This window comes from Microbacterium sp. NPDC058021 (assembly GCF_042885955.1).
Lineage (GTDB): Bacteria > Actinomycetota > Actinomycetes > Actinomycetales > Microbacteriaceae > Microbacterium.
Genome location: NZ_JBHVRF010000007.1, coordinates 48414 through 74367, shown reverse-complemented (window position 1 = coordinate 74367; position 25954 = coordinate 48414). Strand labels below are relative to the sequence as shown.

24 protein-coding genes and 1 tRNA gene are annotated in these 25954 nt (G+C 70.0%); 16 read left to right on the top strand and 9 right to left on the bottom strand.

From position 1 onward, the window contains the following. Positions 1 to 96: 96 nt before the first annotated feature. Together ACFVR6_RS15090 and ACFVR6_RS15085 are read right to left on the bottom strand one after the other, a co-directional pair. Positions 97 to 978 (bottom strand): transglutaminase family protein, encoded by an 882-nt coding sequence (locus tag ACFVR6_RS15090; protein WP_386964494.1) that lies wholly within the window; start codon positions 976 to 978, stop codon positions 97 to 99. Further along, positions 975 to 3512, bottom strand: a complete 2538-nt coding sequence (locus ACFVR6_RS15085; protein WP_386964492.1) for a circularly permuted type 2 ATP-grasp protein — start codon at positions 3510 to 3512, stop codon at positions 975 to 977. Before ACFVR6_RS15085 ends, ACFVR6_RS15090 begins: the two co-directional genes overlap by 4 nt. A gap of 121 nt (positions 3513 to 3633) precedes the next feature. Between ACFVR6_RS15085 and ACFVR6_RS15080 the strand changes: the two genes are divergently transcribed. The 3 genes from ACFVR6_RS15080 (at position 3634) to ACFVR6_RS15070 (ending at position 5551) form a co-directional block, all read left to right on the top strand. Further along, entirely contained in the window at positions 3634 to 4134 is a 501-nt protein-coding gene (locus ACFVR6_RS15080; RefSeq protein ID WP_386964490.1) for an amino-acid N-acetyltransferase, read from the top strand. A gap of 50 nt (positions 4135 to 4184) precedes the next feature. Next, the gene (locus tag ACFVR6_RS15075; protein ID WP_386964488.1) at positions 4185 to 4883 is read left to right on the top strand and encodes a hypothetical protein; all 699 of its coding nucleotides are present in this window, start codon (positions 4185 to 4187) and stop codon (positions 4881 to 4883) included. Positions 4884 to 5143: 260 nt separating this feature from the next. After that, on the top strand, positions 5144 to 5551 hold the full coding sequence (locus ACFVR6_RS15070) for a dehydrogenase (protein WP_386964486.1): 408 nt from the start codon (positions 5144 to 5146) through the stop codon (positions 5549 to 5551). Between the two features lie 18 nt (positions 5552 to 5569). On the opposite strand, the gene radA is transcribed toward ACFVR6_RS15070, so the two are convergent. Beyond that, positions 5570 to 6934 carry a DNA repair protein RadA gene (gene radA / locus ACFVR6_RS15065; RefSeq protein ID WP_386964484.1) on the bottom strand — a complete coding sequence of 455 codons (1365 nt, stop codon included), beginning with the start codon at positions 6932 to 6934 and terminating at the stop codon, positions 5570 to 5572. A gap of 233 nt (positions 6935 to 7167) precedes the next feature. Between radA and ACFVR6_RS15060 the strand changes: the two genes are divergently transcribed. Genes ACFVR6_RS15060 through ACFVR6_RS15040 form a run of 5 tightly spaced genes read left to right on the top strand, consistent with a single transcriptional unit; the run spans position 7168 to position 13496 of the window. Then, complete coding sequence (locus ACFVR6_RS15060) at positions 7168 to 8376, top strand: amidohydrolase family protein (RefSeq protein WP_386964482.1); 1209 nt, start codon at positions 7168 to 7170, stop codon at positions 8374 to 8376. Positions 8377 to 8429: 53 nt separating this feature from the next. Beyond that, the gene (locus tag ACFVR6_RS15055) at positions 8430 to 10037 is read left to right on the top strand and encodes an ABC transporter substrate-binding protein (RefSeq protein WP_386964480.1); all 1608 of its coding nucleotides are present in this window, start codon (positions 8430 to 8432) and stop codon (positions 10035 to 10037) included. Then, a complete protein-coding gene (locus ACFVR6_RS15050; RefSeq protein WP_386964478.1) occupies positions 10037 to 11059 on the top strand; it encodes an ABC transporter permease in 1023 nt (340 codons plus the stop codon). The genes ACFVR6_RS15055 and ACFVR6_RS15050 overlap by 1 nt, the downstream gene beginning before the upstream one ends. After that, a complete protein-coding gene (locus tag ACFVR6_RS15045; RefSeq protein ID WP_386964476.1) occupies positions 11056 to 11853 on the top strand; it encodes an ABC transporter permease in 798 nt (265 codons plus the stop codon). Before ACFVR6_RS15050 ends, ACFVR6_RS15045 begins: the two co-directional genes overlap by 4 nt. Beyond that, positions 11850 to 13496 (top strand): dipeptide ABC transporter ATP-binding protein, encoded by a 1647-nt coding sequence (locus ACFVR6_RS15040; RefSeq protein ID WP_386964474.1) that lies wholly within the window; start codon positions 11850 to 11852, stop codon positions 13494 to 13496. Before ACFVR6_RS15045 ends, ACFVR6_RS15040 begins: the two co-directional genes overlap by 4 nt. On the opposite strand, the gene ACFVR6_RS15035 is transcribed toward ACFVR6_RS15040, so the two are convergent. The 4 genes from ACFVR6_RS15035 to ACFVR6_RS15020 form a co-directional block, all read right to left on the bottom strand. Beyond that, positions 13470 to 14423, bottom strand: a complete 954-nt coding sequence (locus ACFVR6_RS15035) for an L-lactate dehydrogenase (protein WP_386964472.1) — start codon at positions 14421 to 14423, stop codon at positions 13470 to 13472. The two genes, ACFVR6_RS15040 and ACFVR6_RS15035, sit on opposite strands and share 27 nt — an antisense overlap. A gap of 62 nt (positions 14424 to 14485) precedes the next feature. Next, positions 14486 to 15886 carry an MFS transporter gene (locus tag ACFVR6_RS15030; RefSeq protein ID WP_386964470.1) on the bottom strand — a complete coding sequence of 467 codons (1401 nt, stop codon included), beginning with the start codon at positions 15884 to 15886 and terminating at the stop codon, positions 14486 to 14488. 234 nt (positions 15887 to 16120) lie between these two features. Further along, entirely contained in the window at positions 16121 to 16921 is an 801-nt protein-coding gene (locus ACFVR6_RS15025) for an SDR family NAD(P)-dependent oxidoreductase (protein WP_386964468.1), read from the bottom strand. A 41-nt stretch (positions 16922 to 16962) separates the two neighbouring features. After that, a complete protein-coding gene (locus ACFVR6_RS15020; RefSeq protein WP_386964466.1) occupies positions 16963 to 17466 on the bottom strand; it encodes a MarR family winged helix-turn-helix transcriptional regulator in 504 nt (167 codons plus the stop codon). A 106-nt stretch (positions 17467 to 17572) separates the two neighbouring features. Between ACFVR6_RS15020 and ACFVR6_RS15015 the strand changes: the two genes are divergently transcribed. Continuing rightward, positions 17573 to 17663: transfer RNA gene (locus ACFVR6_RS15015), tRNA-Ser, on the top strand. 167 nt (positions 17664 to 17830) lie between these two features. Here ACFVR6_RS15015 and ACFVR6_RS15010 read toward each other — a convergent pair. Continuing rightward, on the bottom strand, positions 17831 to 18844 hold the full coding sequence (locus ACFVR6_RS15010; protein ID WP_386964464.1) for a trypsin-like serine peptidase: 1014 nt from the start codon (positions 18842 to 18844) through the stop codon (positions 17831 to 17833). 236 nt (positions 18845 to 19080) lie between these two features. Next, on the bottom strand, positions 19081 to 19419 hold the full coding sequence (locus tag ACFVR6_RS15005; protein WP_386964462.1) for a hypothetical protein: 339 nt from the start codon (positions 19417 to 19419) through the stop codon (positions 19081 to 19083). Positions 19420 to 19524: 105 nt separating this feature from the next. On the opposite strand from ACFVR6_RS15005, the gene ACFVR6_RS15000 reads away from it, so the two are divergent. The 7 genes from ACFVR6_RS15000 to ACFVR6_RS14970 all read left to right on the top strand — a co-directional run bounded on the left by ACFVR6_RS15000 (position 19525) and on the right by ACFVR6_RS14970 (position 25941). Then, positions 19525 to 20028 (top strand): LPXTG cell wall anchor domain-containing protein, encoded by a 504-nt coding sequence (locus tag ACFVR6_RS15000; RefSeq protein ID WP_386964460.1) that lies wholly within the window; start codon positions 19525 to 19527, stop codon positions 20026 to 20028. Positions 20029 to 20149: 121 nt separating this feature from the next. Then, positions 20150 to 21049, top strand: a complete 900-nt coding sequence (locus ACFVR6_RS14995) for a DUF808 domain-containing protein (RefSeq protein ID WP_386964459.1) — start codon at positions 20150 to 20152, stop codon at positions 21047 to 21049. Positions 21050 to 21257: 208 nt separating this feature from the next. Beyond that, positions 21258 to 22493, top strand: coding sequence for an ABC transporter substrate-binding protein (locus tag ACFVR6_RS14990; protein WP_386964457.1), 1236 nt, complete (start codon positions 21258 to 21260; stop codon positions 22491 to 22493). A 17-nt stretch (positions 22494 to 22510) separates the two neighbouring features. Continuing rightward, positions 22511 to 23386 carry a branched-chain amino acid ABC transporter permease gene (locus tag ACFVR6_RS14985; RefSeq protein WP_386964456.1) on the top strand — a complete coding sequence of 292 codons (876 nt, stop codon included), beginning with the start codon at positions 22511 to 22513 and terminating at the stop codon, positions 23384 to 23386. Further along, the gene (locus ACFVR6_RS14980) at positions 23383 to 24402 is read left to right on the top strand and encodes a branched-chain amino acid ABC transporter permease (RefSeq protein ID WP_386964454.1); all 1020 of its coding nucleotides are present in this window, start codon (positions 23383 to 23385) and stop codon (positions 24400 to 24402) included. The genes ACFVR6_RS14985 and ACFVR6_RS14980 overlap by 4 nt, the downstream gene beginning before the upstream one ends. Next, complete coding sequence (locus ACFVR6_RS14975) at positions 24399 to 25166, top strand: ABC transporter ATP-binding protein (protein WP_386964452.1); 768 nt, start codon at positions 24399 to 24401, stop codon at positions 25164 to 25166. The genes ACFVR6_RS14980 and ACFVR6_RS14975 overlap by 4 nt, the downstream gene beginning before the upstream one ends. Next, positions 25159 to 25941: an ABC transporter ATP-binding protein gene (locus tag ACFVR6_RS14970; protein WP_386964450.1), complete on the top strand. Its 783-nt coding sequence runs from the start codon at positions 25159 to 25161 to the stop codon at positions 25939 to 25941. The genes ACFVR6_RS14975 and ACFVR6_RS14970 overlap by 8 nt, the downstream gene beginning before the upstream one ends. Positions 25942 to 25954: the final 13 nt, after the last annotated feature.

The window sequence follows — 25954 nt, the reverse complement described above, 5'->3', positions numbered from 1 at the left end:
GACCGCGGGGCCGGGGGCGGCCACGCTAAACCCCCCCCCGCCCCCCCCCCAAACACACAAGCGGGTTTCCCACCCGCCACCCCCTCTTCTGTGTTCTCAGGCCGGAACCGGTGCGACGTCGACCGACACCCGCAGCGTCGAGGTCTTCGCCTCGGTGACGATGATGCCCTTCACCGGCGACACGTCGCCGTAGTCCCGGCCCCACGCGACGGTCACGTAGCGGTCATTGGCCCACTGGTCGTTGGTGGGGTCGATCGCGAGCCACTCGTCGGTGCCGGGCAGCCACACCGCCAGCCACGCGTGCGACGCGTCGGCGCCGAAGACGCGCTCCTTGCCGGGGGGCGGCTGCGTGGCGAGGTACCCGCTGACGTAGCGGGCCGCGACGCCGTGGCCGCGCAGGCACGCGAGGGCGAGGTGCGCGAAGTCCTGGCACACCCCGGCGCGCGTGCGCAGCACATCGGCGACGGTGCTCGTCACGGTCGTGGCGGTGCTGTCGTAGGCGAAGTCGGCGTGGATGCGGTGCATCAGGTCGGTGACCGCCTCCCCGAGCGGGCGACCGGGGGTGAGGGATGCCGCGGCGTACTCGGTCGCTTCGGCCACGTGCGCGACGCGGGGTGACTGGAGCGCGTACTCCGTGGCCCGCCACGCGTGCGCGGTGCCCGGATGCCGGAGCGGCCGAGCCTGCTCCCACGGCTGCGCCAGCGCGTCGGGGTCGTACTGCGGCGCCTCGACCGTGACGTCGCTGGAGGATTCGATGACCAGGGCGCCGTGCGGGTCGGTGAGGTGGAAGTAGGTGGCGGAGTTGCCGAAGTAGTCGACGTCCACGCTCACATCCCCCGGCGGCGGCGCCACGACCACGTCGTGCTCGTGCACCCGCTGCCACGGCAGATCCCGCGGAACGAGGTGGAACAGTCCCACGCTGTCCTCGACCTCGGCGCTGTACGCGTAGGCGGTGCGATGCCATACCCGGTACCTCATGCGCGCTCCCGCTCCTCGATGAGGTCGAGCGACGACAGCGCCAGCGGCGGCGGACCGCTCTCGAAGTGCACGTGCGCGACGGCCTCGGCGAGCTGTTCGAGCTGCGCGATGGCATCGACGAGGAACTCCGTCAGGGCGGTGCGGTGCTCGCCGTCGATGGCGGTCAGCGCGGTGATGTCGATGTCCGTCAGGGCGCTCTCGAGGTGCTCGCGCAGGCGTTCCGGCCGGGTGGACCCGGTGGAAGCGGGCATGGCGGCGAGGTGCGTGCCCAGCTCACCCAGCGCGAACGCGAGCGAGCGCGGGTTGTCGCGGTCCAGCAGCAGCAGATCGAGGGCGTCCGCCGTGCGCAGCGACCCGCGGTAGCGGCGGCGGTAGGTCACGATGCTCTCCGCCGCCGTCAGCGTCGCCTCGAGCACCTCGCGGTCGGCGCGGAACGCGCGGCGCCGGGTGGCGGTGCCGACGAGCAGGTGGCACAGCTGCAGCGCGCGTTCGAGGTAGCGCCCGGCTTCGATCATGTGCCAGCCGGCATCGCGCATCATGCTGGCCGTCACCCCCTGCAGTGACAAGATCGCGGTCAGCATGCGCCCCGCGGACTCCGCCGTGCGGTGCGCGTGCGGCCCCGAGCGCAGTGCCCGCGTCGCGCGATCGATGTTGGAGAACACCCGCCACGTGTCGCCGGACAGCTGGTCGCGCACGCCCTCGAACGCATCGCGCAGCCGCACCACGGCGTGGGCGGCGCCGCCGCGGCGATCGGCGTCGAGCAGCAGCGACCGCAGTTCTGCGTCGGGGTCGGCGAAGCGGATGCCGGCGAGCCGCTGCAGCGCGTCCAGCAGCACCCGGGTGCTCTCCCGCGCCTGCGGACTGTGGTGGCTGCTCACCTGCTCCAGCTGATGGTGGGCCGACAGCAGCAGTCGCAGCTGATCCTCGGCACGCTCGGCGTAGCGCCCGGCCCAGAACATGTCGGCCAGCGCGCGCGGCGCCAGCGCCGGGATCGACGGACCGAATGCGGGCGGGGCGGTCTCGACCAGTCCTTGGTCGGCGTCCTCCTCGGTGGCTTTGAGAACCCAGACGTCCTTCGTGGTGGGGGTCGCGTCGCCCCCGTCGCGGACGGTGGCCAGGCCCCCGACCAGCGGACGGTAGGCGGAGCCGTAGCGCAGCGCGAAGGTGCGGAACACGAGGGGTCGCGGGTGGGCGTCTGCGCCCCCGGCCCACACCGGCGCCTGCGAGAGCGGCAGCAGCTGCTGTCCCACGTAGCGGTACGGGGCGGCGAGGATGCGCGAGACGAGGTCTGCGGCATCCGCTCCCACGAGCGACGCGCGCGGCTCGTCGATCATGCGCACCAGCAGCTGCGGGTCGCCGGACGCGACCCGATCCAGCACCTGGGCGCGGGCCTCAGGGTCCCCGCACCACAGCGTCGGCACCGACGGCAGCCGCAACTGCTCGCCGAGCAGCTGTTCGCAGACGGCCGGCAGGAAGGGCATGAGCGCCGGGTTCTCCAGCACACCGGCACCGAGGCCGTTGACGACGCGCACGCGACCGCGACGCACCGCTTCGGCCAGGCCCGCGACGCCCAGGCGGGAATCGGCGCGCAGCTCCAGCGGGTCGCACCACTCGGCGTCGACGCGGCGCACGATCACATCCACCCGCTCCCGCGGCGCGGTACGCGGCCAGCCGGCAGGCTTCATCCACACCCAGCCCTCGCGCACCACCAGGTCGCTTCCCTGCACGAGCGGCATGCCGAGAGCGTTGGCGAGGAACGCCTGGTCGAAGGCCGTCTCGGAGTGCGGGCCGGGGGAGAGCACGACCACCTGCGGCGAGGCGACGCCGGGGACGGAGTCCAGCAGGGTCGCGCGCAGAGCCGAGAAATACGGCTCCATGCGGTGCAGATCGCTCTCCTGGTACAGGTCGGGCAGCACCTGCGCGATGACCCGGCGGTTCTCCATCGCGAACCCGAGGCCCGACGGCGCCTGCACCCGGTCTGCCAGCACATGCCACTCGCCGTCGGCATCGCGACCGAGGTCGGCCGCCGCCAGCAGCAACGGCTGCCGGTCCACGACGCCGGGGCGCGCGACCGGCCGGGCGAAGCCGGAGTGGCCGAAGATCGCGGCGGCGGGGACGGTGCCGCTGGAGAGCAGCGTCTGCGGGCCGTAGAGATCGCTCAGCACGGCGTTGAGCAGCTCGGCGCGCTGCGCCAGGCCCACGTCCAGCCGCGCCCATGCGGCAGCGTCGATCACGAGCGGCATGGGGTCCAGCCGCCACGGCTGCGCCCCGGCATCCGGGGTGACGTAGGTCACGCCGTCGTCAGCGAGGAAGCGGGTGATCTCGCCCTCGACGCGACGCAGCTCGCCGGGGGTCAGCGCGAGCGCCAGATCGGCCATCGCCTTCCACGCCGGGCGCAGCCCGCCGTCGGGGGCGATGACCTCGTCGTAGCGCACCGCCGTGTCCCAGGTGAATGCCCCGTCGCGCCCCGCGAGCCCTGGCAGCGGCAGGGTCGGCTGGGTCACCGCCGTCGCATAGTCGCGCAGCACACTCACGCCTGCGGACCTCCTCGATCGGGTGGGCGTCGCCGGTCAGCGCGCGCTATGAACCTACCGGAGGAGGGTGCACCGCCGCCGCGCAGCGGGGGCGCGGGGGTGGCGGCGTAGGGTTGAGCGCGTGAGCAGCTTCACCGTCCGACCGGCCCGCACCTCCGATGTGCGCGGCATCCTGGCGATGCTCGACCCGTACGTGCAGCGACGCATCCTGCTCGGCAAGGACATCGTCGTGCTGTACGAATCGGTGCAGCAGTTCGTCGTCGCCGAAGCCGACGGCGAGCTGGTCGGGTGCGGCGCGCTGCACGTGATGTGGGAGGACCTCGGCGAGGTGCGCACGCTCATCGTCGTCGACGAGTGGCTGCACCGTGGCGTCGGGCGTGCGATCGTCGAGCGACTCGAGGCGGATGCCGTCGCCCTCGGCCTCTCACGACTGTTCTGCTTGACGTTCGAAGTGGACTTCTTCCGGGCGCGGGGATTCGAGCCCATCGGGGAGCACATCGTCGACTCCGATGTGTACTCGCAGCTGCTGCGCAGCCCCGATGAGGGCATCGCGGAGTTCCTCGACCTGGCCCACGTGAAGCCGAACACGCTCGGCAACACCCGCATGATCAAGCAGCTGTAACCCGGGCGCGTCCGCCGGGCGCGCCGGATGCCGCGACGTAGCCTGGAAGCATGTCCGATCCCGTCCGCCGCCGGCATTCCCCCGCCGTCTACCGTCGTCGCCGGCTCGTGCTGCTGCTGGCGGTGCTCCTCGTGATCGCGGGGATCGTGCTGCTGGTGTGGCAGCCGTGGAACGCGCGGGCCGCCGAGACCGAACGCACACCCGCGTCGGCGGCGAGCAGCCCGACCCCTGCGCCGTCGGACTCTCTCGACGCCTCGCCCCTGCCCTCTCCCCCCGCCGACGATCCCGCGGCCGACGCGCCGGTCGCCGATGCGCCCGACGAGGCCGAAGCCGCGGGCATCGCCGAGTGCGAACGGTCGGCGATCGAGGTGACGGGGCTCACCGACAAGACCTCGTACGCCGCGGGGGAGAAGCCGCAGCTGACGATTTCGCTCACCAACACCGGCGCCGAGGCATGCACCCTCAACGTCGGCACGACGACGCAGGTGTTCACCATCAGCAGCGGTGACGACGTGTGGTGGCGCTCCACCGACTGCCAGACCGAGCCCAGTGACCAGACCGTCACGATCGACGCCGGCCAGAGCGTGACCTCCGTCACCCCGCTCACCTGGGACCGCACCCGGTCGTCGGTGTCGACCTGCGGCGAGACGGACCGGCAGACGGCTCCGGGCGGCGGCGCGTCGTTCCACCTGAGGGTCTCGATCGGCGGGGTGGATTCGTCCGAGAGCACCCAGTTCTTGCTCTACTAACCCCTCGAACGGGGCAGTTCTGAGAGAATCCTCACGTTTTGTCCCCCAAAGAGGGGACACCTGCCCTCCTCCCCGGTGTCGTATTGTTGGAACTAGCTCCCGCACTCTGTCCCCGCTGTCCCCAGCAGTCGAGCGCAACCCTCCCCAGAGTTTCGCATCGGGAATCCCAGGTGCGGTGAGCCATGGGCCCTCTCGAGTCCCCCAGTCCCCAATGGGCGGCCCGAGAGGGCCCCTTCTTTCGCCATCGGTAGGCTGGAGTGATGGCCGGCAAGAAGAAGGTGAAGCGCGCGGGACCCGAGCAGTTCCGCAACACGCAGCTCGCCGACGCACTGCAGACGCAGGACATGGCCGCCGTGGCGTTCGCGTTGCGGCACGGCCCCACCGTCGTGCCGCTCATGCGCCCCGGGCAGCGCGACAACCCGCTCGACGTCGGCGAGGTGTGGACGTACCGCGACCCGAAGACGGGCGACGTGGCGCTGTTGCTGTTCAGCGACGCCGCCAACAAGCCCGCCACCCTGCCGCCCGGTGTCGCGCTGCAGGCGCCCGACTGGCTGCGGGCCTTCCTCAGCACTCACGAGGACGAGATCACCACGGTGTTCTTCGACATCGCCGGCCCTCACCCCCTGCAGGCATCCCCGGCCGACCTCATCGCCGCGCTCGACGCCTGAGCGCCGGCGGCTTCGGTCTCAGAACGCGGGCTCGTCGCCCGGATCGACGCGGTGCAGGCGCGGCAGATCGCCCAGCGCCTGCCGCAGCGTCTTGCTCGACGCGTCGAGCACCGTGCGATAGCCCAAACGGCCCGCTTCGCCGCGGCGCTGCTCGCCCTGGGTGACCGCGCGGATCTCCCCGGCCAGGCTGAGCTCGCCGATGGCGGCGAGCTTGGTCGGCAGCGGCCGGTCGCGCACGGCGCTGGCCACGGCGAGGGCGATCGCGAGGTCGGCGGCCGGCTCGGTCAGCCGCACCCCGCCCACCGTCGAGACGTACACGTCCTGGTTGGACACCGTGATGCCCGCCTTCTTCTCGAGCACCGCGAGGATCATCGCCACCCGCGCACCGTCGACGCCGCTGACGATGCGGCGCGGGTTGGGGGCGCCGGTGGGCATGGTCAGCGCCTGCACCTCCACCGGGAGCGCCCGCCGGCCCTCGAGTGCGACCGTGACGCAGGTGCCCGCCTCACGCGAGCCGTGACCGAGGAACAGTGCGCTCGGGTCGGCGACCTCGGCGATGCCTGCCCCGGTCATGTCGAAGCAGCCCACCTCGTCGGTCGCGCCGAACCGGTTCTTCAGCGCGCGCACGAACCGCAGCGACGTCTGCCGGTCGCCTTCGAAGTGGCAGACCACGTCGACGAGGTGCTCCAGGATGCGGGGACCCGCGATGGAGCCGTCCTTCGTGACGTGGCCGACGATGATGACGGGCAGGTCGCGTTCCTTCGCCACGCGGATGAGGGTGGATGCCACTTCGCGCACCTGGCCGGGGTGGCCGGCCGAGCCGTCGGAGAGTGACGACGAGACGGTCTGCACCGAGTCGACGATCACCAGCTGCGGCTGCACCTCATCGATGTGGCCGAGGATCGTCGCCAGATCGGTCTCGCTCGCCAGGTACAGCTCGTCGTGGAGCGCGCCGGTGCGCTCGGCGCGCAGCCGCACCTGCCCGAGCGACTCCTCGGCGCTGACGTACAGCACCCGCCGCCCGACTCGTGCGCTCTGCGCGGCGACCTCGGTGAGCAGCGTCGACTTGCCGACCCCGGGCTCGCCCGACAGCAGGATGGCAGCGCCCGGGACCAGGCCCCCGCCCAGCACCCGGTCGAACTCGCCGATGCCGCTCGTGGTGCGGGCCGCCTCCTGCGTCTCGACCTGCGTGATGGGTCGTGCCGCCCGTGCCGCACCCGGGGCGACCGGGGTGACGGTGCGCAGGATGCCGGCTTGCTCGCCGGCCTCGACGACGGTGCCCCACTGCTGGCATTCGCCGCACCGGCCGACCCACTTCAGCGTCGTCCAGCCGCACTCCGTGCAGCGGTAGGGCGCGGTGGTCGCTGCACGTCGGGTTGCCATGCGGCAAGGCTACGCGGCCCCGCCGACACCGCCCGCCCTCGGTGCGGGAGCAGATGATACCGGCCGTGCCGGGTGGCGGAAAAATCCATCCACCCGAATGTTTCCACTCGGTTACGCCTCGCGTCCTCCGGTGTCATTTGGGCGGGCCGCCGTCGTCTCAGCCTCTAACGTGGTCAGTGGACCGGCAGGATGCCGCATCCATTCCCCCCAGCGCTGTACCAAGGAGATCTGCTGTGCCCGCGATTTCGCAGACCGTCACCGGCCTGTCTGTGTGGGACGGCGATCTCGATCGCGGCCCCGCGTCCCTCGAGTGGTCAGGCGACCGCATCACCGCCGTGACCCCCCTCGCCGCCGACGCGCCGCCCGCGGAGTTCAGCATCATCCCGGGCCTCATCGACACCCACGTGCACATGGACGCCTCTGCGGTGCCGACGCCGGTGGACTGGATGACGTGGCCGATCGTCACGCCGGCCTCGGAGCGCACGCTGCACGTCGTCGCGCACGCCCGCGCCGCCGCGGCGGCCGGCGTCACGACGCTGCGCGAACTCGCCGGCGGTGAGGTGCAGTTCTCCGCCGCGCGGGGTCTGAATGCCGGACTCATCCCCGGGCCGCGGCTGCTCGTGCACGGGCCCGTGGGCATGACCGCCGGGCACGGCGACCTCTTCGTGCCGCCGCACTACCCCCACCGCACGCCCCTCGCCGACTCGCCCGACGAGTGCCGCAAGCTCGTGCGGCAGTGGGCGCGCTCCGGCGCCGACGGCATCAAGATCTTCACCAGCGGTGGCGTGCTCTCCGTCGGAGACAAAGTGGGCTGGCGCAACCAGACGCGCGCCGAGATCGCGGCGACCGTCGACGAGGCCCATGCACTGGGCATGCTCGTGGCCGCGCACACCCACACCGCCGAGGGGGTGGACATCGCGCTCGAGTTCGAGGTCGACTCCCTCGAGCACGGCACCGGCATCCTGGAGCGTCACTGGGAGACGCTGCTCGAGCGCAACATCCCCATCGCGCCCACCCTGCTCATCAACGACGCCATCGCCGACCGCCGCATCCCGGTCAGCGACGACGCCGCCGAGAAGGCGCGGGCCGTCGTGGCCGAGCGTGACGCCAACTTCGCCGGGGCCGCCGCCGCCGGCATCCGGTTCGTCCTGGGCACCGACGCCAACGGCGTCATGGTGCAGTTCGGCGATCAGCTCGAGGAGCTGCGTCTGATGAAGCGGGCCTTCGGGTGGAGCGCCGAACGGGCCCTCCGCGCCGGCACCTCCGATGCGGCCGATGCCGTGAGGCTCACCGACACCACGGGACGGCTGCGGCCGGGGCTGGGTGCGGACTTCGTGATCGTGCGTGGACGCCCGTGGGAGGACATCGATGTCCTCACCGCGGAGAACATCGTCGCCGTCGTCGCTCGAGGCCAGCTGGTCTCGGGCGCGATCCCGGCGTGACCGTCCGCCTGCACCCCTCACCGCGTCCGACCCCGGCAATCAAGGAGACACCCGTGACCCATCCACGCCCGCGCGCCGCGCGCCGCATCGCCCTCCCGGCGCTCGCCGGTCTGGCCGTCCTCACCCTCGCCGGCTGCGCCGGCGGAGCCGAGCCGGCCGCCGCCCCGGACGCCGATCTCGCGCAGGAGATCGTCTTCGCGCTGAAGGAGGACCCGACCTGTCTGGACCCGCAGCAGACGTCGGTCACCACCTCGCTCATCGTCGGCCGTCAGATCGCGGATTCGCTGCTGGACCAGGACCCCGACACCGGCGAGATCGTGCCGTGGCTGGCCAGCGACTGGGAGGCCAGCGATGATCTGACCTCCTACAGCTTCACGCTGCGCGACGGCGTCACCTTCAGCGACGGGACCGCCCTCACCTCGGACGTCGTGGCGGCCAACTTGGATGCGATCGTCGGTCTCGGCGCATCGGCATCCCTCGCCGGCGGCTACCTGGCCGGCTACACCGGCACCGAGATCGCCGACGAGAAGACCTTCACCGTCACCTTCTCCGCGCCGAACGTGCAGTTCCAGCAGGGTGCCACGACGATGTCGCTCGGCATCCTTTCGGCAGAGACGGTCGCCGCCCCCGCCGAGGCCCGCTGCCAGTCGGTCGTGGGCACCGGTCCGTTCGTGCTGGAGTCCTACGTTCCCAACTCCGCCGTGGAGCTCGTCGGCCGCGACGGCTACGACTGGGCATCCGAGCTGCGCGAACACGAGGGCGACGCCTACCTCGACGCCATCAGCTTCCCGATCATCGCGGAGCCGAGCGTGCGCACCGGCGGACTGGAATCCGGCGAGTACGACGTCATCCAGGACGTGCCGTACGTCGACGAGGCGCGCTTCGGCACCGATGCGTACCGCCTGTACGCCAAGGCCAACCCGGGTGTCCCGAACTCGCTGGTCCTCAACACCACGCGCGGCCCGCTGGCCGACGAAGCCGTGCGCCAGGCCATCTCGAAGGCGCTCGACCGCGAGCAGATCAACCTGCTCGCGGGGTCGCTGAGCGGGTCTGCCCCCACGAGCGTCCTGACCTCCTCGACGCCCGGCTACACCGACCTCGGTGATGTGCTGGCCTACGACCTCGATGCCGCCCAGGAGCTGCTCGAGGACGCCGGCTGGACTCTCGGTGACGACGGCATCTACGAGAAGGCCGGTCAGCCGCTCACTCTGACGGTGACGGCGTTCTACGCCCAGGACGTGCTCGAAGCCGCGCAGATCCAGCTGCGCGAGGCGGGCATCGACCTGCAGCTGAAGATGGTCTCCGCCGGCGACTTCTTCGGCGCGATCGCCTCGGGTGACTACGACGCCGTGGGTGCCGCCCTCACCCGCACCGACCCCGACGCGCTGCGCACGCTGCTGTCGTCGGCATCCTCCTCGCGTTGGGGCATCGTCGAGGACGCCGAGCTCGAGGCGCTCCTGCAGGAGCAGGCTCAGACGGCCGACCCCGACGCGCGTCAGGAGCTGGTCGACGACATCCAGCGGATCGTCGCCGAGCGCGCCTACGTCATCCCGACGCTGGAGACCGTGCAGCTGCACGCCTCGCGCGCCGGGGTCGAGGGCATCACCTTCGATTCGGCGTCGCGCCTGCACCTGTACGACACGCAGGTCGTCTCTCGCTGATGGTGTCGCCGGAGCAGCGCGCAGTATCAGCGCCCACGGGGGAGCGGGCGCGGACGATCGCCCGATTCCTGATCCCGAAGATCCTGCAGTGCCTCTTCGTGATCTGGGCGACCTACACCGTCGCCTTCCTGCTGATGCACGCGCTGCCCGGCGACCCCGTCCTCGCCGCGCTCTCGCTCCGCGGTGGGGATGCCACTTCCACCGATCCCGCCGAGCTCGACGCCCTCCGCGCCCGTTACGGTCTCGATGGACCCCTCTGGCAGCAGTACCTCACGGGGTTCTTCGGCCTGTTCGTCGGCGACTTCGGCACGTCGATCGCGACCGGCGAACCGGTGATCACGATGGTGGGTCGCGCCTTCCCCCACACCGCCGCCGTGGCCGTGTTCGCCCTGGTCGTCGGCTTCGTCTGCGCCCTGGCCTTCACGGTGTGGGCCTACATCGCGCGGCCGGCGTGGATGCGCGACGTGGTCACCCAGATCCCGCCGCTGGGCATCGCCATCCCCGCCTTCCTCACCGGCCTCGTGCTGATCAGCGTCTTCTCCTTCGGTCTGGGGTGGTTCCCGGCCTCGGGCACGAGCGGATTCGCCAGCATCGTGCTGCCGGGGATCACGCTCGCCCTCCCCACCGGCGCGATCTTCTTCCAGGTGTTCTCCGCTGCGGTCTTCGACGCCGGGGCGAGCCCGTTCGTGCTGACCGCCAATGCCAAGGGTCTCGCCCAGCGCACCGTCGTCACCCGGCACGTGCTGCGCAATGCCCTGCTGCCGTCGATCACGATCATCGGCCTGCAGATCGGCTACCTCGCCGGCGGCACCGCCGTGGTCGAGACCGTCTTCTCCCGCGACGGCATCGGCCGGCTCACCGTCGACGCCGTGCTCGCCCGCGACATCAACGTCGTGATGGGTGTGGTGGTCGTCGTCGCGTCCGTCTATGCCGTCGTCACGCTCATCGTCGACGGGCTGTACGGCGTGATCGACCCGCGCACGCGCACGCGGCTGCTGCGGGGAAAGGTGAGCGCCCGATGACCATCCTGCGCAGACCCGGGCTGCTCGTGGCCGCCCTCGTGCTCGCCGTCGTGGCGGTCGCCGTGGTCGCCCCCCAACTCATCGCCCCGTACGATCCGTTCGCCTCGGTGGGCTCCGCGCGTCTCGCGCCGCCGAGCGCCGAGCACCTGTTCGGCACCGATCACCTGGCCCGCGATGTCTTCTCCCGCGTGGTCCACGGCGCGCAGCTGTCGCTGTCGGCTGCTGTCCTGGCCGTCATCGCGGGTCTCGTGATCGGTTCGGTCGTCGGTCTCGTGACGGGCTACGTGGGCGGTCCCGTGGACTTCGTGATCATGCGGTTCGTCGACGTGCTCATCGCGATCCCCGGCATCCTGCTGGCCCTCATCGTCGTGGCCTCTCTGGGCTTCGGGCCGCTGTCGATCGCCCTCGGTGTGGGCCTCGGCGCCGCCGGCTCGTTCGCGCGGATCATGCGTGCGCAGGTGCTGCGGGTGCGTGCCGAGGAGTACGTCGAAGCCGCCCGCACGCTCGGTGTGCGCGGCCCCGCCGTGCTCGCGCGCCACGTGCTGCCCAATGCCGCGCGGCCGATCATCGCGATGGCCGCGATGGAGCTCGCCCTGGCGATCCTGTCGGTGTCGGCGCTGAGCTTCCTGGGCTTCGGCGCCCAGCCGCCCGCCCCCGAATGGGGCGCGCTCGTCTCGGCGGGCCGCGATTTCGTCGCCACCGCCCCCTGGCTGAGCCTGCTGCCCGGCGCCGTGATCCTCGCGGTCGTCCTGGCCGTCAACAGCGTGGCCCGCTCGATCCGAGGAGACCGATGACCGCCCTGCTCACCGTGCGCGGACTGCGCGTGGACTACGGCACCGGCCGCGGTGCTCACCCGGCCGTCCGCGGCGTCGACTTCGAGGTGAACGCCGGCGAGATCGTCGCCGTCGTCGGCGAATCGGGGTCGGGCAAGAGCACGATCGCCCACGCCCTCATGCGTCTGCTGCCCGTGGAGGCGCACATCCGCGGCGGCGAGATCCGCTTCGACGGCACCGACCTGCGCACCGCGTCGACCGCGGCGCTGCGGCGGGTGCGCGGCGCCCGCATCGGGTTCGTGCCGCAGGACCCGTCGCACAGCCTCAACCCGCTGCTGCGGGTGGGTGAGCAGATCGCCGAGAGCCTGCGTCGCCACCAGGGGCTGTCGCGCCCCGATGCCGCAGCGCGTGCGGTCGAGATCATCGCCGAGGTCGGCGTGCCCGATGCGGCACGACGGGCCGGGCAGTACCCGCACGAGCTGTCCGGGGGGTTGCGCCAGCGAATCCTGATCGGCATCGCGTGGGCGTGCGAGCCCGACCTCGTCATCGCCGACGAGCCGACCAGCGCGCTGGATGCCACCGTGCAGCGGCATGTGCTCGATCGGATGCAGGCGCTGGCCGCCGCCCACGGCACCGCCGTGCTGCTGGTGACACACGACCTCGCCGTCGCCGCCGACCGTGCCGACCGCATCGTCGTCGTCCACCACGGCGAGATCGTCGAGAGCGGGCGGGCCGGTGACGTGCTCGCCGCCCCGCAGCACGAGTACACCCGACGCCTCGTGGATGCCGCTCCGGGCCTGCACAGCGGGCGACTGCGGCCGAGCGTCGGTGTGGCATCCCGTACCGCGGTGCCCGACGCGGTGCCGCTGCTCGACGTGCGCGGACTCGGCAAGACGTACGGAACCGGCGACCGCGCCGTCGCCGCCGTCGACGGTGTCGGCTTCGCGGTGCCGCGCGGGTCGACCTTCTCGCTCGTGGGGGAGTCGGGGTCGGGCAAGAGCACGACGGCGCGCATGGTGGCGCGCATCATCGAGCCCGACACCGGAACGGTGCTGCTCGACGGGAGTGACATCACCGGGGTGCGCGGCGGCGCGCTGCGGCAGCTGCGCCGTCGCATCCAGGTCGTCTACCAGAACCCGTTCGGGTCTCTGGATCCGCGCATGACCGTCGCGCGGCTCATCGGCGAACCGCTGCGCGCGTTCGGCACCGGCCGCGCCGAGACACGCGAGACCGTGCGCGAACTGCTCGACCAGGTGCGCCTGGCGCCCGAGCTGCTCACCCGCCGGCCCGCGCAGCTGTCGGGCGGCCAGCGGCAGCGCGTGGCCATCGCCCGCGCGCTCGCGCTCCGGCCCGAACTCGTCGTGCTCGACGAGCCGGTCTCGGCCCTGGACGTCTCGGTGCAGGAGCAGGTGCTGCAGCTGCTGGTCGATCTGCAGGCCGAGCACGGGCTGACCTACCTGTTCATTTCCCACGACCTCGGGGTGATCCGTCAGATCTCCGACCGCGTCGCCGTCATGCGCGGCGGGCGCATCCTCGAGGAGGGGTCGATGGACGAGGTCTTCCACAGCCCCGCGCACGACTACACGCGCGAGCTGATCGGGTCGATCCCCGGCCGCCACGTGGCCGAGCCGGCAGCGTCAGGCGCGCAGGTCGTCCGCGACTGACCGCAGCGCGTCGGCGGAGCGACGGAACAGTCCCAGCTCGCTCGGCGAGAACTGCGTCTCGCGGATGGGCACGGCGCCGCGGGAGTTGACGATCGACGGCACCGACAGGGCCACACCCGAGACGCCGTGGAAGTCGTCGAGCACCGTCGATACCGGCATGACGGCGTTCTCGTCGCTCAGGATCGCCTCCACGATGCGCGCGCTGGACAGACCGATCGCGTAGTTCGTCGCGCCCTTGCCCTGGATCACCTTGTACGCGGCATCCCGCACGTCCACGGCGATCTTGTCGAGCTCGTCGACCGTCATGGGCGGGTGGCCCTCGGTCTCCCAGTCGAGGATCGGCACTGTTCCGATGAAAGCCTTCGACCACAGCGGGAACTCGGTGTCGCCGTGCTCACCCACGATGTAGGCGTGCACGCTGCGGGAGGACACTCCTGCGCGCTGCGCGAGCTTCCACCGCAGGCGCGAGGTGTCGAGCACCGTGCCGGAGGCGAAGATGCGCTCGGGCGGCAGGCCGGTGGATTCCTGCGCGAGCACCGTGAGCACGTCGCAGGGGTTCGTCACGATCACGAAGACGGCGTTCGGTGCGACTTCGAGCAGCTGCGGCACCATGGTCTTGAGGATGTTCGCGTTCGTGCCGGCCAACTCGATGCGGGTCTGTCCCGGCCTCTGCTTGGCCCCGGCGGTGATGACGATCACGTGCGACCCCTCGGCCACCGAGATGTCGCTGCCGCCGGTGATGTCGCTGGAACCGGTGAACTGCGTGCCGTGCGCGAGGTCGAGGACTTCGGCCTCGGTTTTCTCGGTGGCGATGTCGTAGAGCGCGATGTGGCGCGCGGAGCCGCGGATGAGCGCGGCGTAGGCGGTGGACGATCCGACGCTACCCGCGCCGACGACGGTGACTTTGGAGTTCTCGATCACGCTCATGGGCACAGTCTTGCAGGGGAGGATGCCGCTGACCACCGCCCCCGTTGCAGGGGCGTCGCGGGTCAGGGCCCGTCGACCGCCGCGGCCGTGGTCTCGGCGCCCGCGCCGCGAGGCGGATTGCGGATGCCGAAGAACGACACGATCCCACCCGCGGCCATGAGCGCCGCGGTCACGATCGCGGCCCGGTGGAAGCCGTCGAGGTCGAGCGTGCCGCCGACGATCGCGGCGAGCATGGCGATGACGATGAGCCCGGCCACGCGCGAGACGGCGTTGTTCACGGCCGAGGCGATGCCCGAGCGTGACGGCTCGATCGACCCGAGGATCGCGGCCGTCAGCGGCGCCACGGTGATGCCCAGACCCAGCCCGAACACGAGCATGCTCGGCAGCACCTGCCACCAGTAGTCGAACTCCACGGCCACCGTCAGCAGCAGCAAGGCGCCCACGGCCATCACGAGCGGCCCGACGGTCATGAACAGGCGCGGGCCCCAGCGGCCGGCGAGCACCCCGGCGCGCGAGCTCAGCACGATCAGCAGCAGGGTCGTCGGTATGCTCGCGAGCCCGGCGAGCGTCGCGGTGAGCCCCGCGCCCTGCTGCAGGTACACGCCCACGACGAAGCCGTTGAGAGAGAGGGCGCCGTAGATGAAGGCGGTGGCGAGGTTGCCGGTCCAGAAGTTGCGCACCCGGAACAGCTCGAGCGGCAGGATCGGATCCTTCACGGTGCGCTGGCGCCACAGGAATGCGGCGAACAGCGCGACGCCGAGGACGAGCGGCAGCCAGATCGCAGGCGAGGACCACCCCAGATTCGGCTGCTCGATCAGCGCGAACACGGTGCCGCCGAGCCCGAGGGTGCACAGGATCGCGCCGAGCCAGTCGATCGAGGCACCCGGCCGTCGTACGTCGCGCGCCTCGAGACGGGTGAGCAGCCACAGCGTCAGGGCGATGGGCACCACGTTGATGAGGAATGCCAGCCGCCACGACAGGTAGTCGACGAAGAGGCCCCCCACGACCGGTCCCGCGATCGTCGCGGCGGTCGTGAGCGCCGTCCACACACCGATGGCCTGCGCTTGCAGCGGGCCGCGCATGGTCGAGGTGATGAGCGCGAGGGAGCTGGGGACGAGGAACGCGCCGGCAGCCCCCTGCACGGCGCGCGCCGCGATCAGCAGGACGGGATCGGGGGCGACGGCGATGGCGATGGATGCCACCGCGAATCCGATCAGCCCGATGCGCAGCACCAGGATGCGGCCGTAGGCGTCGCTCACGGAGCCGGCGAGCAGGATGAGCGCGCCGAGGGTGATGAGGTAGGCATCGACCGTCCACTGCTGCGTGGTCAGTCCGCCGCCGAGCTCCCGGCCGATCGCCGGCAGGGCGACGTTGATGATGCTGCCGTCGAGGAAGGCGACGAATGACGCGAGCACCGCGATCGCGACGACGAGGCGTTGCTGGCGCGTCATCGTCTCGGACATGCGGCCTACGCTAGCTGCCGCCGCGCCGCCGTGGGGCGGGCCGTCGTGCAGGTCCCAGCGCTGCTCGAGTGTCGCGAATGGTGGGTGTCACGGGTGGGAACCCGCCGTTTGTGACACCGGAGGAGCGCTTGCGGGCGCGGGGCGGGCGGTGCGGGGCGCGGGCGCGGGTGGGGGGTCGCGCGGACGCGAGGCGGCGGGGGATGCCCGGGGGGTGGCATCCCCCGCCTGGTCGGATCAGCGCGGGTCGGCCCAGCTCCAGATGTCATCGCCGCGCAGCGACGCGTCGGCGCCACCGTCGTCGTAGATGACCTGGCCGGCGAGGTGGGTGTTCTCGGGGCCGGTGAGCCAGATCAGCAGGTTCGCGATCGACTCGGGAGGCTGGTGGTAGTTCAGCGGCATGGGCACCGCGGCATCCACCATGGCGGCACCTTCCGGCGTCTTCAGCAGGTCCGCGGTCATCGGGGTGATCACGGTGCCGGGGGCGACGGCGTTCAGCGGAATGCCGGCACCGGCCCATGCGGGCGTGATGGACTCGCGACGCACCCAGCGCGACAGCGCGCGCTTGGACGACGGGTACACGAGGTAGCCGATCTCCGGGCCCTGCGCGGTCAGGCCTTCGGCGATCTCGACCGCGCGGGCCTCGTCGCCGGCGAGGGCGGCGTCGACCATCTCGACCGAGTTCGGCTGCAGCGATGCCATCGACGACACGACCGCGGCGCGGGGGGCGTCGGACTTCTGCAGCGCCGGGAGAAGGGCCTCGAGCAGCTCGGTCACACCGAAGTAGTTGACCGAGATCGTCTTGGCGATCGGCGCCGAGATGCCGGCGCAGGCGATGACGCCGTCGACGCGGCCGTCGGCCAGCTCGATGGCCTTCGCGGCGGCCTGCTGGCGACCCTCGCGGGTGGACAGGTCGGCTTCGACGTCGGCGCCACGCAGGTCGATGCCGATCACGCGCTCGCCGCGCTCGCGCAGCAACTGCGCGGTGGTGGCGCCGATGCCGGATGCCGATCCGGTGACGATGTAGGTGCGGGGCATGGTGGCCTCCTTCTTGGTTCAGGCCTCGGGTGGGGCCGTATTCATGCCGACGGGTCGTCGGACGGGGGTGCAGCGGGCTGATCGGCGTTGACCCCGATCGCGGTCTCGACGAACCGGGAAGTGAGGGTTGCGAAGCGGCTGCGCTCCGCGGCATCCCATCCCTGCATCGCCTCGTCGACCATCTCGCGGCCGCGCTGGACCAGCAGGGCGAAGATGCGCTTCCCCTCCGGCGAGAGCGCGATGAGACTGGCGCGACCGTCGTCGGGGTCGGCGGATCTGGTCACGAGGCCCGCCGCTTCGAGGCGGGCGAGCTGCTTGCTCATGGTGGGCCTGGTCAGCGCCAGATCGGCGGCGAGGTCGCCCGCGCGAATCGGGCCGACCAGACCCAGGGTGTAGACGGGGCGGATGTCGCCGGCATCGATGCTCAGTCCCGCTTCACGGGCGACTGCGGTCTGCCGCGTGAGCGTGGCCCACTGGGCCATCAACTGTGTCAGCGACGTGAGGAGGACCGCCTCGGGGGTGGGGTCCGCCGTTGTCCCGTCCATGATCAGACTCTACGCCGAGTAGTTGCCTTAGGCAACTAAGTGAAGCCTGTGCGTTGGCGGATGCCTCGATTGGCGGCGGTGGCCCGTCTCGCGTACGATTGTCCGCGGTGACGTGTCCGAGCGGCCGAAGGTGCAACTCTCGAAAAGTTGTGTAGGGTAACCCCCTACCGTGGGTTCAAATCCCACCGTCACCGCCACTGAAAACCCCTGCTGCGGCGGGGGTTTTCGCTTTGGATAGCACGGGCGTGGTGCACTTCTGGTGCAGATCTGAATCTGACGTGTCGGCCGCGGTCGATCGGCACCGGCCGCTGATTCTAACGATGGTCGATTGTACGGAACGGATGCGGGAGACGATCGCGCCGCCTCAGCCCCAGTTGTCTCGGCCCCAGCGCGCGAGGGAGACCAGGCCGTTGCCGCCCGCGAACAGACTGTTCTTCGGCTCTGCGAAGTTATCCTCGCGGCCGCTCAGCACACCGGTGATCTGCCGTCCTCCGTCCCGGAAGCGTGCCCACAGTGGGCCGCCAGACTGGCCGCTCGCGATGTCGGCTTTCGTCTCGAGTTCGACAGTGTCGTACTTGTCGCTGTCGTCGTCCTCCACCTTGATGTCGTACTCCACGCTGGGATGGTCCCCGTTGGGGCTCAGGTCGTAGGGATATCCGGCGTGGGTCCAGACGGCGAGGTCCTCCCAGTCATCGTCGTACCCTCGATACCCGAAGTATCCAAGCCATTCGCCCATTGGCTGATCTAGCTGGCAAATGGCGATGTCATACCCGTCCTGGCCAACGAACTGCTCCCAAGCGGCGACGCCGACGATGTTGGCAACCCAAGAGCGCCCGAGCGTCGACGCGCCATTGAACATCGCAGGGGTGAAGGTGGGAGATCCGACAACGGGCCCCCCAGGCGACCAACTATCGCTGACCACGTGCGCCGCGGTGATCACCGTGTTGCCTCCGATCAAAGCCGCAGAGCCGCGCCCTGTACGCGTGGTGATCTGCCCGATCCGGACCCAGGGCGCGGCGTCAGGGCGATAGAGACCCCGGCTCTCCCCGTTATAGATCTGCGTGAACACTGCCGGCTCGACCGGAGTTCCATCGAACCGCCGCAACATCCGCGGCCGGACGCGGCCGATCGGGCGCGCGCCGCCGATGGGATCGAAGACGTTGTCGGGCGCCCACTCCTCGGCGGGTCGCAGATCGCGCGCTTCGAGTAGCTCTTCAGCTAACGGCACGCATCCTGCGGGGTCGATCTCCCGGGACTCGGAGCCTCGCCCGCGATTGACGTCGAACCAATGCGCCTCGCCGAGGTGCTCTTGCAAGTCGAAGTCGCTGCGCGTGTCCGCCGGATACTCGCTGCGCTCCCAGTCGTAGGTGAAAGGCATGGTGACTCCTTCAGAGTTGTTGCCATCGTCAGGTAGGAGCCCGGATGACCGCGCGCTGATACATCTCGCCAAGATGTACTCGGCTCGTGACGACCACCCACGCACGTGGTTGCGGCGCTCAACCCTCCGTCGTCCGCGGGTCGAAGTCGAGGAGTGTCCCAGGCTTGCCCGCTCCCGCGCGCGGACGATCCAGGCACTGGGTGCTCCTTTGCACCGAATGGTGCGGGGTGTGAGGATTAGCGGGTCGAGAACTCCAGGGTCACCGAGAGCGGACGAGGACGCAGTTGATGCTCCGGCCGGACGTCAGGTCCGCAGGAACGAGAGCCGAGACCGTGCATCGCGAGGTCCAGGATCAAGTGAGTCCGACTCGGCGGAGGCAGCTCGTGCGGCTTTTCTGCGGAGGTGACCTCCGCGGGGCTCCACGGGCGCAGAGTGAAGCCGAGATCGCCCTCGATCCGTCGGATGCGCGGCCGTTCGCGGATGCCGGGCGCGGACAGCACCAGTTCGCGTACATCAGACCGGTGCCCGGCTTCTTTCGGCCTCATCTGCGGTGCGATCAGATCGACGCCGACCACCAACCTTGCGGGTGTGGAGGCCACAGGCGGCACCACCCGCGGATTGCAGCTGCCGGTGTTCGCGTTCGACGCCGAGTTCGTCCAGACCTTCACCCCGGCATCGACGTGACGAAAACCGCCACCCCGACGCGCACCGTTGCCGGTGGGCAGGTCGCCTACACCTACGACGTGCGAAACACCGGCGATGTGCCGCTCGCCGATGTGGCCGACAGGATCACCGACGACACCTGTTCTCCCGTCCAGTACCTCGGCGGCGACGAGGATGGCGACGGCCTGCTCGACACCGCACGCAGCATCTTCGAGGATTCCCTCGACGAAGTCTGGCTCTTCGAATGTCGGACGGCCGTGACGGAGACGACGACGAACACGGTGATGGTGCAGGGAACGCCGACGGACCCGTTGGGTGAGCGCCTGTGTGAGGACGTCGCCGTCCTCGCCGTGACGACGTGTGATCCGACCGATCAGGATGTCGCGACGGTCACGATCGTGCTCCCACTGCCGACGACGGGCGGGCAGGTGATGTGGCCGCTGCTGGCGCTGGGCGCCCTGCTCCTGCTGATCGGGGCCATCGCTTTCACCGTGGCACGCCCGCGCCGCACCACGCGCTGACCGAACTGTCAGCCGCACGTGGCGGGGAGATCTGCGCTCGAGCGGATATTCTGCTCAAGGCGCACGGCGCTTCGTGGGTCGGCCGGTCGCCCCCACGTCCTCACGAAAGAGATGGTCACACATGTCGGTCGGACTCCTCGCCGTCGTCGACGACATTCTGACGGCCGCGCTCAAAGCGAGCGCGAAGACCGCAGGCGTCGTGATCGACGATGCCGCCGTGACGCCGCAGTACGTGCAGGGGATCACCCCCGCCCGCGAACTCCCCGTCGTGTGGAAGATCGCCCTCGGCAGCCTCGTCAACAAGTTCGTCATCATCATCCCGATCGCCCTCCTGCTCACCGCGTTCGCACCGTGGGTGCTGCCGTTCCTCCTGATCGTCGGAGGATGCTTCCTCTGTTACGAGGGGGCGGAGAAGGTCCTCGAGTGGTTCGGCAAGGAGCACGCGCACGCCGACGACGAACCGCGCGACGAGAAGAAGCTCGTGCTCGGTGCGGTGCGCACCGACCTCATCCTCAGCACCGAGATCATGCTCATCGCCCTCGCGAGCCTGGATCCCGACTTCGGCATCTGGATGACGCTCGGCGCACTGGTGGTCATCGGGCTCGCCATGACGGTCGTCGTCTACGGGGCTGTCGCGCTCCTGGTCAAGATCGACGACGTCGGGCTGCGGCTCATGAAGAGCTCGTCCCGTCGCGTGCGTCGCACCGGCGCTCGGATCGTCGCCTCCATGCCCGCCGTCTTCCGGGTCATCAGCGTCATCGGCACCGTGGCGATGCTCTGGGTCGGTGGCCACCTCGTGATCGCGAATCTCGCCGAGACCCTGTGGGCGGGACCGTATGACTTCGTGCACCTCGTGACCCACGCGATCGAGGCCGCGGGTGCGGTCGTCATCTGGGTCGTGGACACGCTGATCTCCGCTGTCTTCGGGCTCGCGCTCGGTCTGGTCATCGTTCTCGTCGTCACCGGCATCTCCCGCGTGCTGAAGCGCCCGGCGGGCGCCGACCCGCACGCCACCGCGTAGTTCGCGCCCGCCGCCGGCGCCGGTCACCACGACGGACGCACCGCGCTCAGACGCCACCGGATCCTCCCTGTTCAGCCCTCCGGCTGATTCCACGGCGGAGGCCGAGGCTTTCCCGTGCCCGATCATTGACACGGGTGCGGCCGGGTCAGTACTGTGGCGGCAGTCGTATACCGGCTGCATACAATTTCTCTCGGAGCAAGGAGGCCCCGTGAACAACACCCGAATGCTGCGGCGCACTATGGCGGTCGGCGCTGTCGCGCTGATGGCAGGCGCCGCGTTCGCCGGCTGCGCGCCCGCGAGCAGTAACACCAGCCCCGGAGCCCCCGCCGACGGCGGGGAGGGCTCCTCCGAGACCATCCGCATCGGCTACATCGGTCCGCTCACGGGGGGCTCTGCTTCGTTGGGCGTCCCGGCACAGCACGGGTTCGAGCTCGCTGTCGAGCACATCAACGCGAGCGGTGCCCTCGACCGCGAAATCGAACTCATCTCGGTCGATGACGAGGCAGACCCGACGAAGTCGGCTGCCGCGGCGCAGCGGATGATCGACGAGGAGAACGTCATCGCGGTGCTCGGCGGACCCAACTCCGGCCCCGTCCTCGCCAACAACCCCGTGATCACCGGCGCCGGCATCGTTCAACTGATCACCATCGCGCAGGCCGACGGGCTGATCGACCCGGCCAGCCCCGGTTACGATCTCACGTTCCAGGTGACGGAGAACAACACCTACAACGTGGGTGCCACCATCCAGTTCTTCCTCGAAGCGGACTACTCGACGATCTGCGCGGTCGCCGACACGACGGAGTACGGACAGAGCGGCCTCACGGCCATCCAGACGGTCTTCGCGGAGAACGGGCTGGAAGTCAGCGCAACGGCATCCCATGAGGTCAACGCCACCGACCTGACTCCGCAGGTGCTCACCCTGCGCGACGCGGGCTGCGACTCGATCTACCTCTACAGCTACGGGCAGGATGCCGCCGTCTTCATGAAGACGGTCAACCAGATCGGCTGGGACGTCGATGTCATCGGTGGGCGTGCGCTCAACCAGGCAGCCTTCCTTTCCATCGCGGGGGAAGCCGGCGACGGGCTGATCTTCCCGAGTGTCATCGATCTCGACAAGCCCGAGGCGCAGGAGTTCATCGAGGCCTACAACGCCGAGTACGGCGAGGACGACGACCCCGCGCACACGTTCTCGGCGCTCGCCTACGACAGCATCTTCCTGCTCGCCGCGGCCTTGGACGCGAGCGGCTACGAGGGCGGCCAGGCGCTTGCCGACGCGCTGTCGGAGACGACTCTCGACAACGCAGTGGCCGGACGAAGCGGTTCTTCGCTCAGCTTCACCGAGGGTGACCACCGGGCACCGAGCGACAACTTCCAGACCTTCTGGACGATCGAGAACGGCCAGTTCGCCATGTACCGCAACGACCTTCCGTCGAAGCGTCCGTAACGGCAGGGGCGACCACGATGTCCACCTTCCTTCAGCTCGCCGTCAGCGGAGTCGCGCTCGGCAGCATCTACGGGCTGATCGCGCTCGGATTCCTGGTGATCTACCACGCCACCGGCCTCGTGAACTTCGCACAGGGTCAGCTGCTCATGGTCGGCGCCATGGCCACCTACCTCCTGCTGATGCAGGTGGGGCTCGGGTATCCGCTGACGATCGCCGGTGTCATCGTGGTCGCCCTTCTCCTCGCTCTCCTCTTCCGTTATGGCCTGCATCGCCCGATGGTCTCGCGGGGAGCGCCCACCACCAACATGGTGGTGGCCACGATCGCCTTCGGGCTGGTGCTGACCGCCGCGGCCGAGCTGTTCATCGGCAACACCAAGTACGGAGTCGATCCCGTGTTCCCCGGGGCGCCGCTCGTCGTCGGCTCGGTGTCGATTCAGACCCAATCACTGCTGATCGTGGTGGTGGCCTGGGCGCTGGTGGGGGCGATCTGGTTCTTCTTCACCAAGACCCTCACCGGAGTCTCCCTCCGTGCGGTCGGCCTCAACCGCACGGCGGCCGCGGTGAGCGGCGTGCGGGTCTCCCGTCTCATCACGATCGCCTTCGTCATCAGCGTCACCGTCACGGTCATCGGCGGCATGCTTGTCGCGCCGCTCATCGGCGCCGGCCCCGAGATGGGTCTGGCGATCGCGGTGAAGGGATTCGCCGCCGCCGTCATCGGTGGCATGTCCAGCGTCTACCGAGGCATGGTCGCGGGTGTGGCGATCGGTCTCATCGAGATGCTGTCGTCGTACTACATCAGCAGCGCTTACGCGCCGGTCATCGCCTACGCCATCCTCTTCCTCGCACTCGTGCTCATGCCCGCCCGAGTTCGCCAGAGCGGAGCCCACGCATGAGCACCACCACACTGCGCACGCAGCGCGAACTGCCGCGAACGCGACTCCACGGCCGGCGGCGGCCCGGGTTCTGGGTCGAGATCGCGGCCAGCGCCCTCGTCATCCTCCTGCCCAGTTTCGTCGCGAGCCCGTATCTCATGCGACTGTTCCAGGACGTTGCGATCTGGAGCATCCTCGCCCTCAGCCTGACCCTCGTCCTCGGCTTCACCGGCCAGATCTCCCTCGGGCAGGCGGCGTTCTATGCGGTCGGGGCATACACCTCGGTGATCCTGCAGACGGCCCTCGGGGTTCCCGCACTGCTCGCGTGGGTCGTGGCGATCGTGCTCGGCATGGCCCTCGCCTATCTCATCAGCGTCCCGCTGCTGCGGATACACGGGCACTTCCTCGCACTGGGCACGCTCGCCCTCGGTCTCATCGTCGAGACCCTCCTCGTTCAGCTCGCCCCGATCACGGGCGGCCACGACGGCATCCGGATCCCCGGGGTGGAGTATCTCGGCGAGTGGATGCAGCTGCGCTTCCCCTACATCGTGCTGGGGACACTGGTCGCCGCCTACTGGCTCGTGCGCAACCTCACCCAGCACAGCATGGGACGCGCGTTCTTCGCGCTGCGGGATGATCCTGCGGGGGCTGCGGCCCTGGGGATCCCGGTCGCGCGTTACAAGACGCTGGTGTTCATGATCGGGGGCGGCCTCGCCGCCACGGCGGGGGTCCTTTACGCCCACCACACTCAGGTCGTCACGCCCGACTCGTTCGGATTCGACACGTCCATCGAGGTGCTGCTGATCGTCATCATCGGTGGCATGTCCAGTCGACTCGGCGCCGTTGTCGGGGCCGTCGTCATCGTCTTCTTCCCGGAATGGCTCGTGTTCCTCGAGAAAGCCGAGAACCTCGTGTTCGGCCTGGTCGTGCTCGCGATCCTGCTGTTCCTCCCCGGTGGCGTCGTCGGCGGCGTCCGCACGTTCTTCTCAGGGCTCGCCCGCCGACGCGAGACTCATCACCCGGAGGTGGCATCGTGAGCCTCATCGTCGAGAACGTCACGAAGCGGTTCGGTGGCAACACCGCGCTGGCAGACGTCAGTTTCGAGGTCGAAGCCGGGGCGCTGACGGCGCTGATCGGACCCAATGGCGCCGGAAAGACGACGATGTTCAACTGCATCGCGGGTCTGCACCGGCCGACCGAGGGGAAGGTGAGTCTCGATGGTCGCGACATCACCGGACTGGCACCCGCGAAGATCCTCGACGCCGGCATCGCGCGGACCTTCCAGCTGGTGCGCTCGTTCCGCGAGTTGACGGTGCTCGAGACGGTCATGGTCGCCGGCCACTGGCGATCGGGCCAGTCGTTCTGGAACTCGATCCTCGCCTCACCCGGCACACGCCGGAGCGACGAGCGACTCGAGGAGGAGGCCCGCGGCACGCTGCACGCGCTCGGGCTGGAGTCCCTCGCAGACAAACGGGTGCACGAACTGCCCTACGGACAGCAGCGGCTCATCGAGATCGCCAAGGCCCTGATGACGGGCGCGAAGACTCTGCTGCTCGACGAGCCCGCTGCGGGTCTGCACCCCGAGGAGGCGCTTGCCCTCCGCGGTCTGCTCGCGGCTCTCCGAGAGCGGGGGACCACCATCCTCCTCGTCGAGCACAACATGCCGTTCGTGCTCTCCATCGCCGACCACGTCGTGGTGCTCGAGTTCGGCCACAAGATCGCCGACGGCTCCGCCGCGGAGATCGCCAAGGACCAACGGGTCATCGACTCGTATCTGGGAAAGGAGGAGGACGTTGCTTGAGGCGACTGGCCTGCGGGCCGGCTACGGCAAGGGTCCCGATGTCGTCCTCGACGCCCGACTGCGCGTCGGCGAAGCCGAGATCGTTGCGATGACCGGTTTGAACGGAGCGGGGAAATCCACCATCGCGCGTACGCTCGCGGGGTTGCTGCCGGTGCGGGGAGGGAAGATCCTCTTCGACGGGCAGGACATCTCATCGCTGTCCCCCGACGAGCGCGCGCGGCGCGGTCTCCTGCTCGTACCCGAGGGGCGGGAACTGTGCAGCAGCATGAGCGTGCAGGAGAACCTGACGCTCGGCACCGTGCCCCTGCCGCGGAACGAGCGACGGCGCCGCGCCGCGGAGAACTTCGATCTCGTCTACCGGCTCTTCCCGATCCTTCAGGAGAAGGCGAAGCAGGATGCGGGGAGCCTGTCGGGTGGTCAGCAGCAGATGGTCGCCGTCGGTCGAGCGCTGATGGGGTCGCCGAGACTGCTCATCCTCGACGAGCCTTCGCTCGGTCTCGCACCGCTGCTCGTGCGTGAGATCTTCGCCGTGGTCGCGCAGCTCAACGTCGACGGGCTCAGCGTGCTCGTCGCAGAGCAGAACGCCGCCCTCGCCATCTCGCACAGCGCCCGCGCCTACCACATCGAGCTCGGCGAAGTCGCCGAGACCGACGGCGATGCCGAGCGTCGATCGCTGCTGAGGGGCGGTGCGCTCGGAGGCGATGACGTCGCCGTCGCGCCGCTGGATCTGCCCGATTACCGCGCCATGGGGCGACGGTCGCGCGGCTCCGGCTGAACCGATCCGCATG